14 protein-coding genes are annotated in these 14829 nt (G+C 54.3%); 6 read left to right on the top strand and 8 right to left on the bottom strand.

Features of this window, described 5'->3' with window-relative positions; all coding sequences use genetic code 11:
* Positions 1-3 precede the first annotated feature (3 nt).
* Positions 4-1755, bottom strand: coding sequence for a caprolactamase subunit beta (gene capB, locus FAP39_RS06540; protein ID WP_138015595.1), 1752 nt, complete (start codon positions 1753-1755; stop codon positions 4-6).
* Between the two features lie 245 nt (positions 1756-2000).
* Here capB and FAP39_RS06535 point away from each other — a divergent pair, with 245 nt between their 5' ends.
* Positions 2001-2972, top strand: a complete 972-nt coding sequence (locus FAP39_RS06535) for an AraC-like ligand-binding domain-containing protein (protein WP_138015594.1) — start codon at positions 2001-2003, stop codon at positions 2970-2972.
* Here the strand turns inward: FAP39_RS06535 and FAP39_RS06530 are convergent.
* From FAP39_RS06530 to FAP39_RS06515, 4 genes are all read right to left on the bottom strand, one after another.
* Positions 2964-3497, bottom strand: a complete 534-nt coding sequence (locus FAP39_RS06530; RefSeq protein ID WP_212743407.1) for a GNAT family N-acetyltransferase — start codon at positions 3495-3497, stop codon at positions 2964-2966. The two genes, FAP39_RS06535 and FAP39_RS06530, sit on opposite strands and share 9 nt — an antisense overlap.
* 91 nt (positions 3498-3588) lie before the next feature.
* Positions 3589-4107 carry a VOC family protein gene (locus tag FAP39_RS06525; RefSeq protein ID WP_138015593.1) on the bottom strand — a complete coding sequence of 173 codons (519 nt, stop codon included), beginning with the start codon at positions 4105-4107 and terminating at the stop codon, positions 3589-3591.
* A 48-nt stretch (positions 4108-4155) separates the two neighbouring features.
* Entirely contained in the window at positions 4156-5067 is a 912-nt protein-coding gene (locus FAP39_RS06520) for a carbon-nitrogen hydrolase family protein (protein ID WP_138015592.1), read from the bottom strand.
* 5 nt (positions 5068-5072) lie between these two features.
* Positions 5073-6260, bottom strand: coding sequence for a C45 family autoproteolytic acyltransferase/hydrolase (locus tag FAP39_RS06515; protein WP_138015591.1), 1188 nt, complete (start codon positions 6258-6260; stop codon positions 5073-5075).
* Between the two features lie 125 nt (positions 6261-6385).
* Between FAP39_RS06515 and FAP39_RS06510 the strand changes: the two genes are divergently transcribed.
* A complete protein-coding gene (locus FAP39_RS06510) occupies positions 6386-6745 on the top strand; it encodes a hypothetical protein (RefSeq protein ID WP_138015590.1) in 360 nt (119 codons plus the stop codon).
* 5 nt (positions 6746-6750) lie between these two features.
* Here the strand turns inward: FAP39_RS06510 and FAP39_RS06505 are convergent, their stop codons facing one another.
* Entirely contained in the window at positions 6751-8205 is a 1455-nt protein-coding gene (locus FAP39_RS06505; protein WP_138015589.1) for a biotin carboxylase, read from the bottom strand.
* 392 nt (positions 8206-8597) lie between these two features.
* On the opposite strand from FAP39_RS06505, the gene FAP39_RS06500 reads away from it, so the two are divergent.
* Genes FAP39_RS06500 through FAP39_RS06490 form a run of 3 tightly spaced genes read left to right on the top strand, consistent with a single transcriptional unit; the run spans position 8598 to position 11560 of the window.
* Positions 8598-9617 carry a TRAP transporter substrate-binding protein gene (locus FAP39_RS06500; protein ID WP_138015588.1) on the top strand — a complete coding sequence of 340 codons (1020 nt, stop codon included), beginning with the start codon at positions 8598-8600 and terminating at the stop codon, positions 9615-9617.
* Positions 9617-10192 carry a TRAP transporter small permease subunit gene (locus tag FAP39_RS06495; RefSeq protein ID WP_138015587.1) on the top strand — a complete coding sequence of 192 codons (576 nt, stop codon included), beginning with the start codon at positions 9617-9619 and terminating at the stop codon, positions 10190-10192. Before FAP39_RS06500 ends, FAP39_RS06495 begins: the two co-directional genes overlap by 1 nt.
* A gap of 48 nt (positions 10193-10240) precedes the next feature.
* Positions 10241-11560 carry a TRAP transporter large permease gene (locus FAP39_RS06490; protein WP_138015586.1) on the top strand — a complete coding sequence of 440 codons (1320 nt, stop codon included), beginning with the start codon at positions 10241-10243 and terminating at the stop codon, positions 11558-11560.
* Positions 11561-11645: 85 nt separating this feature from the next.
* Here FAP39_RS06490 and FAP39_RS06485 read toward each other — a convergent pair whose 3' ends face one another.
* Together FAP39_RS06485 and FAP39_RS06480 are read right to left on the bottom strand one after the other, a co-directional pair.
* Complete coding sequence (locus tag FAP39_RS06485) at positions 11646-12752, bottom strand: CaiB/BaiF CoA transferase family protein (RefSeq protein ID WP_138015585.1); 1107 nt, start codon at positions 12750-12752, stop codon at positions 11646-11648.
* Positions 12753-12806: 54 nt separating this feature from the next.
* A complete protein-coding gene (locus FAP39_RS06480; protein WP_138015584.1) occupies positions 12807-13388 on the bottom strand; it encodes a cupin domain-containing protein in 582 nt (193 codons plus the stop codon).
* 125 nt (positions 13389-13513) lie between these two features.
* Between FAP39_RS06480 and gabT the strand changes: the two genes are divergently transcribed.
* Positions 13514-14815, top strand: a complete 1302-nt coding sequence (gabT, locus tag FAP39_RS06475; RefSeq protein ID WP_138015583.1) for a 4-aminobutyrate--2-oxoglutarate transaminase — start codon at positions 13514-13516, stop codon at positions 14813-14815.
* Positions 14816-14829 lie beyond the last annotated feature (14 nt).

Genomic DNA, 14829 nt, shown 5'->3' with positions numbered 1-14829 from the left:
GCTTTAGGCGACAGAGCGCGCTTTGGTGGTTGCGGCTTCGTCAATGGTCAGCGACCCATCGTCCAACAGGATCACGCCGTAATCGAGCCGTGCGCCCTCTAGTGAGACCAGTCCGTTGCGGACATCTTCGACGACCTTGAGCGGATCGCGTTCAAATGCCGGGCCAAAGCCACCACCACCGGGATTAAGGTTCGCCGCCCGTTCTCCGGGATTGATGGTTTCAATCACATTGTCGGTGATGATCTCGGTGTCGCCGTTACGGGTCAGTTCCAACCGCCCGACCTTTTTGTGCACCATCGCCGATTTGGCGCCAGCGGCCCCCATGGCGGGAATGCGACGTCCTTCGCCGAAAGTGACAAGCGTCATCGGTTCGTTCAGCGGTTCAACCTCCCAGCGTGTGCCGGACCCGCCACGGAATTTCCCCGCGCCACCGCTGTCTTCCATCAAGCCATATTCGTGAATGATGATGGGATAACTGTGTTCAAGCATTTCGATGTCACCGCTGGTCAGCGCCCCGAAACAACATTCGGGTCCACAGGCGTGCCAGCCATCCTGACTGTTGGTGGCTCCTGCCCCAGAGATGATCGAGGCCAGCACCATCGTGACGTATTCTTCGTCGTGACGGGTATCCCAACCAGCGATGTTACAGCCGTTGGCATGCCCCCAGCTTGCCGACACTTTGTCTGGCGCGGCCTGCTCGAACGCCAGCCGTACCGCATCTGTCAGCGTTTCCATCGGCGTGGTCGTGCAATTCATGTGCGGGGCGGGCGATTTGGCGTTACACAGCGTGCCTTTTGGCCCCATGTTCACCGTCACATTCCGATACAGACCCTCGTTATAGGGCGGCGGCAGCTGGGCAAACATCATCAGACCCAAATACACACCTGAATACGAATTGCCTTCGTAAGAGTTGATGAAATACGGGATCTGTGGCGGGCTTGCGATCTCGATATGACACCCGTCCCCTTCGATGGTGACCGTGGCGGTGATGTCAAAATCCCCAAAACCGTGACCCGCGTCTTCGAGCACGGCTGTGCCAGAGTATGTGCCGTCAGGTACCTTGGCGATCAGGCCGCTCATGTGAGTGTTGGCCATCGACAACAGCTCTTCGATGCAGGCCTGAACCACGTCTTTGCCGTATTTATCCAACAGCGCAATCAGGTTGCGCGCGCCCACCTGACAGGCACCGATCAAGGCGTTAAAATCACCCTCTTGGTCACGGCGTGCCCGCATATTGGTCAACAACATGTTCAGAATGTCGTTTCGGGGCTCGCCCTTGTCCCAAATCTTGATTGGCGGAATACGAAGACCTTCGGCATAGATTTCTTTGGCGTCAGGGTTATAGCCCGCAGGCACCGGCCCGCCGATATCGGTCAAGTGGCCCTTGCAGACAGTCCAGAAAACCAACTCTCCGTGATAAAACACCGGATAATACATGCAGGTGTCGATGATGTGGCTGCCCGCATAATCCGGGTCGTTGTGCAGGATCAAATCGCCTTCGTTGATGTCGCCTTCAAAAAAGCCCTCGACCGCCTTCATCGCCGGAATGAGCGACCCAAGGTGAATTGGGATATCTTGCCCTTGCAGGATCATTTCCGGCGTATGATTGAAAAGCGCTGTGGAATAATCGTGCGCCAGATTGAACACCGAGCTGCGCGCGGTCTTTTCAAGCGTCAGCGTCATTTCGCGTTGGGTGGTCTCTAGAACACCCCGCACCACTGAAAGGGTGATGGGATCCACTTGGGATTTGGCCATGATGTCTGTCCTCTGCATGGGTGGTCGGAAAGGCCCCAGTGGTGGGGATGCTGCCCCAAGACCGGAGATCTTTCGTTGCACGTCGTTGTCTTTGCCTGATGCTCGCGGCAATCGGGGCCAGGGTCTTGACGCTGAGTGCAGAACCTCTTGCAAATCCGTGCAGGAATGCAAAAAAGCCTTTGTACACAAGGCGAAGCGGCGTAAGTTCGTTCAATCATTCTTTTGGGAGGAAGAGTGCAGACGCCATGTTGACGACATTTACCACCGCAGATACGCCGCCACAGGACCGCTCCAGCCAATGGAATGCGATCATTGCGGACGCATATTTCCCATTGCAGACGCATTTTCGCGACCCCCTGCAATTTAACGGGACTCTGTCGCGGGTTGTGTTGGGGCACGTAGGTCTGTCTCGCTTGACGTCCGCGCCAGTCAACTATGAACGTCGCCCCCGCCACATCCGCGAGGCGCGCGAAGAAGAATATCTGATCACCATCCCCAAAACGTCGGCGGTCGAATTTCGCCAACTTGGCAAGGATGTGCGTTGTGAACCCGGTAGTTTCATTCTGGAACGCGGCGATGAACCTTATCGGTTTATGTATGCCGACCCGAATGACCTGTTTGTGCTAAAGGTCCGCAAGTCGTTGCTGGCCGAGCGCGTGCGCCAACCAGACAGGTTTTGCGCGCGGGTCATTGATGCCACTTCGGGTACGGCAAACCTGTTTTCGACAATGGTCAACCACGCCCAATCCCAAGTCGGCCATGCCGGACAGGTTGCTTGCGAAACCATCGGACGGCAATTGCTAGAGCTTCTGGGCCTTGCATTAGAAGAGGAAAACGGTGTCGCCGGATCAAACGCGTCCTCTGTTCGCGCCGCGCACCTGAGCCGCGTGGATCAATTTGTGCGCTCGAACCTCAGAAACCCAGATTTGTCACCTGATCTGATTGCCACGGGCTGTGGCATTTCAAAACGCTATCTGCATGATCTCTTCAAAGATGTGAACAGTACGGTCAGTCAACAAATTCGGGATCAACGGCTTGTGGCCGCACGCGACAGGCTGGCGATTGTAGGGGAAATCACGATGGCTGACGTGGCCTATCGGTTTGGGTTTTCTGATCAGGCCCAGTTTTCCCGCCTGTTCAAAGCCAAGTTTGGCATTCCACCCTCTGATTTTCGGGCGCGTCATCTGGTCGAAGGGGCCCAACAGCCCTCAGTTTGACCCCCTGTATGGCGCCATCTCTGCCACCGTGTGCATCTGGTCCGGTGTTAGCCGATAGATACGCATGTCATCCAGACAATAGGCGCCCAACCCCTGATAAAATGTGATGGCGGGCGCATTCCAATCAAGACACCCCCATTCTAGCAACTGACACCCGCGACCAAGCGCGATCTGGCACAACGCTGACATCACAAACCGGCCTGCATGCTTGTGGCGCATCTGTTCATCAATCAGGAATCCGTCAATAAAAATCCCCGAGCGTCCGGTGAACGCAGACGATTTCTCACAGAAATAGGCAAAGCCAATCGGGGCGCCGTCATAGAGACAGAAAATCGCTTCGCCCTGCCCTTTTTCTAATAGACCACGGATACTTGCGGGTGTGGCGATGATGGCATCAGACATCTTTTGATACGCACCCAGCTTGCGCATATAGGCCACAACCTGCTCTGCATCATCCGGCGTCGCCCATCGCCACGAAAGATTTGGATCAATATCAGATTTTGCGGCAAGCATGTCATCACTCATCGGGGAAATCCGTCATAAGGGCCATTCATGGTGTCAGGAAATATCACAAAAAAGGTCCCTTCGCGAAGGGACCTTTTCTAAATTACGTGCCCTACTCGGCCGCCAGCTCTTCTTTGGGGTCTTCGACAGGTTCGGCTGGGGCAATCGGCTCTGCGTAGAACTCGTCCAACCGTGCTTGGCGATCTGCCGCCTTAAGCTGTTCGACACGCTGGGCAAGGCTCCAGCGCACACCAAACGGATCGACAACAACCGCAGTTTTATCCCCCCACCAGTTTGTCACGATGGACGACGATACAACCGCCCCCGCCGCCACAACCCGATCAAAGGCAGCATCCACATCATCCAGATAGTGGTGCAACGTGACATGTCCTGGACCCGCATACGGCAAGGCGTTCTCGTCCAGCACAAGAACCACAGTTGTTCCCGCAATTTTAATCACTGCGTGGACCATATTATCCGTTTGCGGCACGCTCAAAGTTTCAACAACTTCAGCTTCCATCGCTTCTTGATAGTATCCCAGTGCCGCAGAGATATCTGCAACCGAAATGGTCGCCGTGACAGCGGAAAACCCTTTGGGTTTTGTAGGAATTTTTGCAACGCTAGAGCTCATCAAAGTCTCCTTTTCAAATATGGCTGACCAAAGGCATCCCGCCCCGTCTCAGCCTGTTTTTTTGACAGTTTCAGGTGCCACAGCCGGCAGAGCCGCCACAGCTTTTGGCCCTGTTGGGCGGCCGGGCTTCTCAAGTGGCCCGAGTGAATTCAGATAAGTGCGGTCAAACTCTGGCTGATAGACAGGGAATGGCACGGCGTTGTCGCGGAAGCTCTTAAGAGGTTGCCCCATGTTCAGAACCCCACGTTCGCGTTGACGGCGGACAAGATCAAAATCGACTTCAATCGGAATCATCTCTTCCTGAACATTCCCGCGATGCAAAATTTGACCTGCGGGATCGATCACCATCGAATACCCATTCCCACCAGCCAACAAACCGTTGATATGGAAAATATAGCTTTGGAACATGGCCGCTGACCCTTGGGCGATCGCCAGATCCGCAGGGCGGTCCACAAAGCTTGCCAAGACCGGATTGATGATCACCTCGGCGCCCATCGCCGTCAGGGTGCGCGTCACTTCTGGGAACCAGAGATCATAACAGATCGACACCCCAAACCGGCCCACATCGGGCACGTCAAACACGCAGAATTCAGTTCCCGGCGTGACACCCTTTTCATACGGCGTGAACGGGAACATTTTGCGATACCGGGTGACGACTTCGCCTTCTGGGTTGAACACGGGTGTGGTGTTGTACACAGCCCCGTTGAGTTCTTCAAAATACGAGCCGGGGATCAACCACGTGTCATAATGACGGGCCATCTCGGAAAATTCTTTTTCAAAGCTTCCGCCCATTGGCTGTGCGGCATGCAATGCAGGACCATGCGCAGCGAGCTCCGAAAACACGACCATTTGCACCCATGGATAGAGATGAAACAGAATCTCCATGCGCTGGCGCATTTCTTCAAGGTTGCGGTGCGTGGTGATGTGCATCTGAATGCCCGCGATTGCGAAACGTGACATTGAAATTACTCCTCTTCGATAATCGGGGTGCAAGGAGAAAGATTCGACCATTCTCGATCTTCTCCTAAATGATTTCTCCGCCAGAACGCGGCCAAACGCGCGCGGCGCAGGCCGTCGGCATCACTCGCATCATGCGGCAAGCTGCGTAAAAAGTTCGCGTACCACTCTGGGTGCGGCTCGGACGGGTCCACATCGGGTGACGGCAACGCATGTGCCCCATCAGACGTGTAAGCAATGGCCTGCTGCCACGGCGTGACATTTGAAATGGCCCATTCTTGACTGGTTCCATCCCGCCAACTTAACCGCGCGGTCCCCTGTGTCGGGCGGTACGCCGCCGTATAAACAGTGCCGAACCCTTGGGCATAATTCGTGCTATAGATCGGGGGGCTGTGAAACGCCGCGTCCAGATCGGCACTTGTGACATTAGACGGGCCCAACAGGGTCGCGATGTGTTCAGCGCGGCCAAGTGTGTTGGACACACGCCCGTGGCGCGGCCATTCAACGCCCAACTGGTGGTTGGTCGCCCATGGCTGCATACGGACAATCGCAGGTCGATCAGGAGCCAGAAACACCGTTGCCCAATCTCCGGATTTGTCCACCAAAGTGACATTGTACGACATATGGGATGGCACGGCGCGCAGAGCTTCGATTGCCTCGGGAATGTCCCGACACATTTGCAAAACATAACGCATTATCAATGGGATGCCGAACCCTTTTGACGTAACAACCCGACCGCCGAACGTCAAAGACGCCGCAAGGCCAAATTCGTTCATCCCATCCGAAAGACCCGCCATCGCCTCGACCATGCCAGCAACACGTGTGCCCCGCCACGCCGTCGACAAAAACGTGGCTTCGTTCAGGTCGGGATCAAGATCATAGTTGCGAATGAGGTACGGGCCATCCTGATCGACGATCACCGCCTGAGAGCAATTGACCAGATACCGCGGCGGGCACCAAAAGCTGAGAAACCGGACCAGATCATCGTCTGCCCCACCTGCGAGGTTCAGATCATCCCACAAGCTTTCATATTCGGGCATATGGCGCCGCAAAGCCCGACGCGCGTCTTCGATACGTTGTGTATGTCCACCCCGCGCCAAAAACCATTCACTCCAGCCCGGCCAGCCATGAGACACCACGCGACGCCAAGCGTCCCCCGGTTGCTCTTCGCTCAGGCTGCGAAAGGTCAGTTGCATTCAGTCAATCCCCTTGGGTCTTGTCGCGGCGGTCTCACCTAACTAACACCATGGTACATGATGTCAAGAAATTGAATTCAAGCGATCGCGTTGACTTTCCGACGTGTTTCCACAAAATTGGCGCCATGTTGCCAGCACCAGAACCCACCACCGCCATCCGACAGAACGATATCCCCGCCTTTTTGGCGACCTATCGCATTACCCATTACCCTGTGATCGTCAGAACGTCGCGCCAAGTTCAAGGCGGCGGGTTCGGCGATCAGGAGAAAAACCCCAACACGTGGACCGTGTATTTCCTTGTCGACAATCAATGGGCGCATATCGAAAGCGCCCGTGGTCATCGTCGGGAATGGGGCAACCTTGATCGACTCGAAAGTTGGTTACGGGATCAGGGCTTCCGGTATTTCTGGGTGCGCAATGATATCGATCCGGTGGCGCCATCTATTCCAATGCCGGGCCCGATTGGAACAAACGGGCCCGACTGAAAACCTTAGAACCACTTACCGGCGGTCATATCAGACGGTAACGTGACTTGGGTGTTGGGCGACAACGGTACGCTGTGGAACTCGTTTTTGATGGCTTTGTTCCAAAGGCGCGCGCGTTCAAGCAATTCCCGATCATCTGACTGCATCCGCCCGCGTGCCAGCAAACACCCAAGATCTGCGCCGTGGTAACAATACTCACCCACACCATAAACCCGCAGATAGAAGGCTTCGTTCTCGTTCCCCAAGGCATTTATGTTGTGCGAGGCACGCAAGAATTCGATATCGCCCTCGTCGTCCATCTGCCAGATACCAGACTGGGGTGCCTTGGTGATCAGCTCGACCTTATCGTCTGTCTGCTTGAGAATAAGCTGTGTCCAGTGGTCATAGTGGTTCCAGCGCGCCTGAACTTCTTCGATATCGATCTCATAGTCGACGTCCATGAATTCCAGCAGGTGGAACAGGAACAAAGGACAGCCCCCATAAGTCGATGTGATCAGGTTTGTGGGAGGCGACGCGCCAGAAATGCGCGGGTTAAGTTCGCCCAAATAGACTTCGTTCGTGTCCGTATCCAACAGAAAATCGATGCAGAACACACCTTTGTAGCCTTCGCTGTACAGACGGTCGCCAAATTTGCGGGCCATTTCGCGCACTTTTTCCGGAACACCGTCCGGCAAGATCGCTGGGGAAATGTCATTTCCGCACCATCCACCTTTATAGGGTGTGATTTCCTCGAACCCGGTGATGTCGGTCATAACGGGACCGACCAACGTGCCATGGCGCGTCGCACAACCTTCGATGGTGCCCGGCAAATGGTTGAGACGCTTCATGATCTTTAGGTGCTGCCCAACAATTTTGCCCGAATTCTTGTCCCAGTCCGCCTTGGATTTGATAAAGAATGTCGTACGCCCGCTATCGCCATAGGGTGTTTGCACCACCAGATCAGCCCCAAGGCCCGCGCGTTCCGCCAACTTGCTAAGTTCGCCATAGGTTTTTGCCTCGCCCATGATGTTGGGGGCGCTGGCCACTCCAGCTTCATTTCCAAGGCGGGTTGTCTCGATTTTGCTGTCGAGACGGTTGCGCAAGTCATTTGACGGCAGACCAATGCGCAAGCCAATTTCCTCGCACAGCTCTTCGGTTTTGTCATCGAACTGAACAAACAGCGCCATGGCGTCTTTCTGGTTTTTGACGCGATCACGGAATTCGGGGTGGTCCACAAGATAGTTCCCCACATCTTCCATAGACCGGAAATCTTGTGCCTCGGTCTGGTTCGGGATCACCACACGCGGGTGCTGACCATCAAAGATATCAAAATAGTTGATGAACTCTAAACCTCCGACCCATTGATCCAATCCCATGAGATTAAACGGCGTCGGCATGATCACATATATAGGTGTCTCGTTTCGACGCAGGTATCGAAATATGTCGGTCAGACCCTTTAGGGTGCTTGATTCTGATGACATTTGTGGGCTCCTCCTAGAAATTTCGTCGCTGCGCAGTTGACCTAGAGTTAACCTAGAATCACGTAAACTTGCAGCTTGGTGTATAATGTCACCTCTCGTTTGCGACAGATGGTCGCTCAGAATACTACGCAAATTTTGCCATACCTTCCCTAGAGTAAACGAGCTTACTCCGCTGTTAAGTATAGATAAGTATTTATTACGCAATTTTACAGCCGATCAATATACACGTTAACTTTCTGACAAATTTGCAAACAATCCCTTCGAAATTGTTGCCTACAGCATTGTACATGGTGTACGACGCTAAACACGTTGAACACGCGGCACAAGCTTTTTGGCTAAGCGCAGGTTCAACGTTCTAGTTAGGGACACACTATTGTTTCGGAGGAGACAACATGAACTTCAGCACATTTACTCGTCGCGCTGCCTTGGGCGCGATTTCGGGCGCTCTCGCCCTGGCGACCGTCGCCACAACAGCTGCCGCATCGGACACCGTGCGTCTGCGCTTCCATACATTCTATGGCACAGAGATCGACGCGATCGCCAAGAAGTTCAGAAACTCTGTTAAAGAAGCCTCTAACGGAACTCTGCGCATTCAGTATTTCCGCGGCGGCGAGCTGGTGGCATCTGATCAATTCGCAGACGCTGTGTCAAAAGGCACCATCGACATCGTGCACGGCACAGGCGGCTACTGGTCTGGCCAAATCGACATCGGCAACATTGAAGCAGGTCTTCCCGGCGCATGGACAAGCGTTGAAGAAGCCAAAGAAATCTTTAACAGCCCCGAAGTTGATGCCCTGCTGACAGAAGCCTATGCCGAAGCCGGTACCGTATATCTGGGCAAAGGCTATGGTCACAACTATGACCTGCTGACCAAAGAGCCAGTGACATCTCTGGAAGATCTGAAAACCCGCAAAATCCGCGCAACATCCAACGTTGCCAAGGTTCTGAACGTTTTCGGCATTCCAACAGTATATCTGCCCGCTCAAGAGCTTTATATCGGCATGTCGACTGGCGTGATTGATGGCGCGATCTATGGTGGCCCAGTTGAGTACGAACAACTCAAGCTGCACGAAACTGCAACAAACTATACCTTCCTGAACATGCTGATGCCGGGCTGGACCGAGACATTCCTCGCCAATCCAGCCGCTTGGGAAAAGCTGTCGGACGAGCACAAGCAAATCCTCGAAGTTGCAATCGCGCAATTTGCCGAAGACATTCACCAATGGCTTGCTGAAGGCAACGAAGGTGTTGCAGAGGGCACATTCGAGTTCTCAACACTTCCGGAAGCAGACTCGAAAGAGCTGACAAAAGCAGCACAAAGCATCTGGCAAGAAGAAGCAGCACGCTCTGAGCGCAACCAGAAGTTCATTGACGCTCTGGTCGCAAATGCGAAAGCGCAAGGGCGCCTGTAATGAGCTTGGTGACAAGATATCTTGTCATTCAGGATGGCCTGTCCGAATTCGTCGGGCGGGCCATTTCTTGGCTGACGCTTGCCATGATCTCCGTGCTTGTGCTGGAAATTGTGGCTCGATACTTCCTCAACTCACCTACAATTTGGGCCCACGAGACAAGCACCATGCTCTATGGTGCTTTTTGTATGTTAGCAGGTAGCTATACGCTGCGGCATCAAGGACATGTGCGTTCAGAAGTGATTTACGGAATCATGCCGCCCCGCGGAAAAGCCTTTTGTGACACGATCATTTTCACACTTGGCCTGATCGTATTGGGCGTTTTCTTTAAAATGTCTGTGGAATTCGCAGCCGACAGTTGGGCCGTTCGCGAATACTCGAACAAAAGCATCTGGCAACCAGCGGTTTATCCGATCAAAACCGTGATCCCAATCGCGGTTGGCTTGGTCATCCTTCAGAACATTGCAGAGCTTTTGCGCTCTGTTCTGACGCTCTTTGGCATTCAATATGTCGATCCGCGCACGAAGGAAGAAGAAAGCGACATCGACCCAGAGCTTCTGAAAGCTGTCAAAGACTAAAGCAGATTAATGCGGGTGGTCGGATGATTGCCCGAGAGAGGAATAATTATGGCTGAACTCGATCCGCTTGCTGTGACAGCGATCATGTTCTTGTCGATGTTGGCCTTGATGGCGGTGGGGTCTCCACTGGCCTGGGCATTGACAATTTGTGGCGTAGGCAGCGCCTTTATGCTGTGGGGCCCTGGTGGTCTGGACCTATTGGTCAGCTCAACCTACAGCGCAATGGACAACTTTTTGCTAGTGGCATTGCCGCTCTTTATTTTTATGGGCCTTGTGCTTCAGCGGTCAGGCATCACCGATGACCTGTTCGAGATGATCCACAAACTGATGGGCGGCCTTCCTGGCGGTCTGGGTGTCGGAACCGTGATCATTTGCGCGCTGATTGCTGCAATGGCTGGCGTTTCTGGTGCGGCCACTGTGTCGCTTGGCATCATCGCGCTGCCTGCAATGCTTAAGCGCGGCTATGACAAACGACTTGTGACCGGAACCATCATGGCTGGCGGGGCCTTGGGCTTTTTGATCCCACCGTCGGTCCTGATGATCATCTATGCCTTCCTGAGCCGGGATTCCGTAGGCAAATTGTTTGCGGCTGGACTTATGCCCGGTCTGATGTTGGCGGGTATCTATATCACCTACATCCTGATCCGCTGTCGTTTGAACCCAGAACTTGGCCCCCCTGCCCCGGAAAGCGAACGCTTTAGCGGCATTGAAAAGCTCAAGTCGCTTCGGCACTTGATTGCACCGGGTGCATTGATCGCGACCGTCTTGGGCTGCATCATTGGGGGCATCACATCGCCATCCGAAGCATCGGCAATCGGCGCTGCAGGGTCTTTGTTGATCGCCGCCATTCATGGCCGCGTCAGCTGGGATATGATGCGCTATGTCATGCTGACCACCACCAAGTTGATGGGCATGCTGATGTGGATCACAATCGCCGCTGTGTTCTTTTCGAAAATCTATGTGGGCCTTGGGGCTGGCATGATTGTCGGGGAACTCATCGAAGACTTTGATCTGTCTCCGATGCTGGTCATTATTGCGATGCTGATCACGTATTTTGTGCTTGGGATGTTCTTGGATGATTTCGCTATCGTGTTCATCACTGTGCCGCTGTTCGTGCCGATTGTGCGCGACCTTGGGTATGACACAACTTGGTTTGCGGTGCTCTTCATCCTGTCGATGCAATCCGCATATCTGACCCCGCCGTTCGGCTATAATCTGTTTTATATGCGTTCGGTTGCCCCCCCAGAGGTCACCATCGGTGACATCTATATGGCGGCTCTGCCGTTTGTGGCGCTGCAAATCATCGGGCTTATTCTGGTGGTCAGCTTCCCGCAGATTGCTTTGTGGTTACCAAGCTTGCTGTTCTAAAAAGCAAAAGGTCTGCGACGATATCGACGCAGACCAAACACAATATCTTAACGGCCGCAAACCAATCGTTTGCGGCCGTTCTTATTTATGAGGTGGGCAAGGTCGGCGCGCTCTTGGACAGAGCCAGTTCAGCGTCCGAGAATTTCCATGGCCCACGCACGCCTTTGACGCCTTCGGGGGCGATCACCATCCCGCGGGCTTTGATCTGGGGATCGTCAAACGCTTGTCCAATCGAATTGATCGGCCCAGCGGGAACCGTCGCCGCCTCGAGGGCCACCAACAGATCTTTTGAATTCCACGCACCAAAAGCATCTTCAAGCTGTGCAGTCAGCGCAGCGCGGTGTTCAACCCGCGACTGGTTGGTGGCAAAGCGGGCATCTTCCCCCAAATCTGTCCGATCCAGTACGCCACACAAGCGCTGGTATTGTCCATCATTGCCCACCGCCAGAATGATGTGCCCGTCCGAGGTCGGCAAAACCTGATAGGGTGAAATATTGGGGTGGTCGTTGCCTTTCCGGCTGGGGCTGTCCCCTGTCGCCAGAAAATTCATCGCCTGATTGGCCAACAACGCAGTGGCACAATCCAAAAGCGACATGTCGATATGCTGGCCTTTTCCTGTGCGGTGGCGTTGTTCGACCGCCGCCAGAACCCCGATTGTGCCATAGAGACCAGTGACCACATCCGTCACCGCCACGCCGACCTTTTGCGGCTGGCGGTCAGGCTCGCCTGTGATCGACATCAATCCCGACATGCCCTGAATCAAAAAGTCATATCCCGCACGTTTGGCATAGGGGCCGTCCTGACCAAAACCGGTGATAGAACAGTAAATCAAACGCGGGTTCAAATCCTTGAGGCTGTCATAATCTAACCCGTATTTAGCCAACCCGCCAACTTTGAAATTCTCAACCAGAATGTCAGCATCCGCCACAAGGTCGCGGACAATTTTTTGCCCTTCTTCGGTGCGAAAATCAGCCACCACCACGTCTTTTCCGCGATTGGCCGCATAATAATAGGCCGCTGTTGTATCCCCATCGCGTTCAATAAAGGGAGGCCCCCACTTGCGTGTATCATCGCCAGACAAGGCTTCGACTTTGACCACGTCGGCACCCAGATCCGCCAGCGACTGGCCGATCCATGGTCCTGCCAAGATGCGCGCCAATTCGACGACTTTCAAACCTTCAAGAGGAGACATTCATCATTCCTTATGATTGTGATGGGCAAAACGCACACATCGGATACGTGAGACTTACAAGTATGGAGGCGAACAGGCCGAAATCACCTCGGCCGGACGGTCCGAAATATTGCGAAACCGGTGCGGTTCGCGGCTGTCAAACAAATAGGCATCGCCGGCCTTGAGAACACGAATTTCAGCCCCAACCGTGATTTCCAACTCGCCAGAAATGACGATGCCGCCCTCGTTTGAATCATGTTCGATCATCGATCCACCCGTGTCCGCACCCGCCTCATAGCGTTCGTGCAAGATCTGCAGGCCGTGCGCTTTGGCGTCTCCAACCTGTTTGATTTCGATCTTTTGTTGGGCCGGTTCGTTCCCCTGATACAACAGCGATGTCAGATCGCGCAGTTCTCCTGGGGTAAAGAACGGCTGTTGGGTTGTGACGGCATCTGGCTCAAAAAACTCAGACATGCTTATGCCAAATCCACCCAATATTTTGCGCAAACTGGCCACGGACGGGCTCGAACGGTTTGTTTCGATCATCGAAATCTGACCGTGTGGCACACCAGCCGCCTCAGCAAGTTGTCTTTGAGACAAAGAAAACTGCAATCTAAGCGCTTTTAGCCGTGACCCTACATCAAATTCATCTACCATCGTCCTACTCCATGCCAATCCTCTCGATATTAGTCGAATCGAAGGATGTTGCGCAACTTTTAGCTAGCATTGCTCGATAAATTGAGCAATATGATATCCAAATTATGGACAACAGGAGATTCGCCATGAGCGCCAGCCAAGATTTGAAAACGCGCCGCGAGGCCGCAGTCGCCAAAGGCGTATCGACACGTGGAATCTATGCCACGCGCGCCGAAAACGCCGAACTGTGGGATGCGGACGGGAAACGGTATATCGATTTCGCTGCCGGAATCGCCGTGAATAACACCGGCCACCGTCACCCCAAAGTCATGGCTGCGGTCGCAAAACAGTCCGAAAGCTTCACCCACACCTGCTTTCACGTCGCCCCATACGAGAGCTATATCTCGCTGGCCGAGCGGCTGAACACCTCGACACCGGGTGACTTCGAGAAAAAGACAATGTTGGTGACAACCGGTGCAGAAGCCGTTGAAAATGCGATCAAAATGGCGCGTGCCTATACAGGTCGGTCCGGCGTTATTTCATTCTCTGGCGCATTCCATGGCCGCACCCTGTTGGGCATGGCGCTGTGTGGCAAAGTGAACCCGTACAAAAAAGCGTTTGGCGCAATGCCTGCCGAAGTGGTCCATGTGCCGTTTCCAAACGAATTCCACGGCGTCAGCGTTCAAGACAGCTTGGATGTGCTGGAAAACATGCTGCGCAGCTCTATCGACCCAGAGCGCGTCGCAGCAATCATTATCGAACCTGTTCAGGGCGAAGGTGGCTTTAACGTAGCACAGCCTGAATTGCTGCGCGCCCTGCGCAAAATTTGCGACACCCACGGCATGCTGTTGATTGCCGATGAAGTCCAATCGGGCATCGCAAGAACAGGGAAGCTCTTTGCATTTGAACATTCTGACGTGGCCGCCGATTTGGTGACCATGGCCAAAGGTCTGGCTGGCGGATTTCCGCTCTCAGCCGTCACCGGTCGGGCCGAGATCGTCGATGCTGCCCCTGTGGGCGGCATCGGCGGGACTTATGCAGGCAACCCACTGGCGGTTGCCGCTGCAAACGCGGTTCTGGATGTGATCGAAGAAGAAGACCTGTGCGCCAAAGCCGTTGAGATCGGCGATGCCATCAAGGCACGCCTGACCGCATTGGCCGAACGTCAAGGCATGGAAGCCATCGGCGACGTCCGTGGCTTGGGTGCCATGGTTGCCTTTGAACTGGTGACCGACCGCACAAGCAACGATCCCGATCCTGCCCTAACCCAAGCGATCATCGCCGAGGCAGAAACCCGCGGCCTGATCATCTTGCCATGTGGCACACGTGCGAACGCCGTGCGCTTGCTGCCACCGCTGACAACACCGATGCCGATGGTTCATGAAGCCCTTGATATCATTGAGGCTTCGATTGAAGCCGCCCTTAACACAACCGCCAACGCGGCCTAAACATAGAGGCACTT

Source organism: Shimia litoralis (assembly GCF_005518135.1).
GTDB classification, from domain to species: Bacteria; Pseudomonadota; Alphaproteobacteria; order Rhodobacterales; family Rhodobacteraceae; genus Shimia_E; species Shimia_E litoralis.
Note: the sequence above shows the minus strand (reverse complement) of the source record. Positions and strands in the feature narration are given on the sequence as shown.

Coding starts and splice junctions, on each gene's coding strand:
- capB (WP_138015595.1), bottom strand. CDS start 1,755: ATGGCCAAATCCCAAGTGGATCCCATCACCCTTTCAGTGGTGCGGGGT.
- FAP39_RS06535 (WP_138015594.1), top strand. CDS start 2,001: ATGTTGACGACATTTACCACCGCAGATACGCCGCCACAGGACCGCTCC.
- FAP39_RS06530 (WP_212743407.1), bottom strand. CDS start 3,497: ATGAGTGATGACATGCTTGCCGCAAAATCTGATATTGATCCAAATCTT.
- FAP39_RS06525 (WP_138015593.1), bottom strand. CDS start 4,107: ATGAGCTCTAGCGTTGCAAAAATTCCTACAAAACCCAAAGGGTTTTCC.
- FAP39_RS06520 (WP_138015592.1), bottom strand. CDS start 5,067: ATGTCACGTTTCGCAATCGCGGGCATTCAGATGCACATCACCACGCAC.
- FAP39_RS06515 (WP_138015591.1), bottom strand. CDS start 6,260: ATGCAACTGACCTTTCGCAGCCTGAGCGAAGAGCAACCGGGGGACGCT.
- FAP39_RS06510 (WP_138015590.1), top strand. CDS start 6,386: ATGTTGCCAGCACCAGAACCCACCACCGCCATCCGACAGAACGATATC.
- FAP39_RS06505 (WP_138015589.1), bottom strand. CDS start 8,205: ATGTCATCAGAATCAAGCACCCTAAAGGGTCTGACCGACATATTTCGA.
- FAP39_RS06500 (WP_138015588.1), top strand. CDS start 8,598: ATGAACTTCAGCACATTTACTCGTCGCGCTGCCTTGGGCGCGATTTCG.
- FAP39_RS06495 (WP_138015587.1), top strand. CDS start 9,617: ATGAGCTTGGTGACAAGATATCTTGTCATTCAGGATGGCCTGTCCGAA.
- FAP39_RS06490 (WP_138015586.1), top strand. CDS start 10,241: ATGGCTGAACTCGATCCGCTTGCTGTGACAGCGATCATGTTCTTGTCG.
- FAP39_RS06485 (WP_138015585.1), bottom strand. CDS start 12,752: ATGTCTCCTCTTGAAGGTTTGAAAGTCGTCGAATTGGCGCGCATCTTG.
- FAP39_RS06480 (WP_138015584.1), bottom strand. CDS start 13,388: ATGGTAGATGAATTTGATGTAGGGTCACGGCTAAAAGCGCTTAGATTG.
- gabT (WP_138015583.1), top strand. CDS start 13,514: ATGAGCGCCAGCCAAGATTTGAAAACGCGCCGCGAGGCCGCAGTCGCC.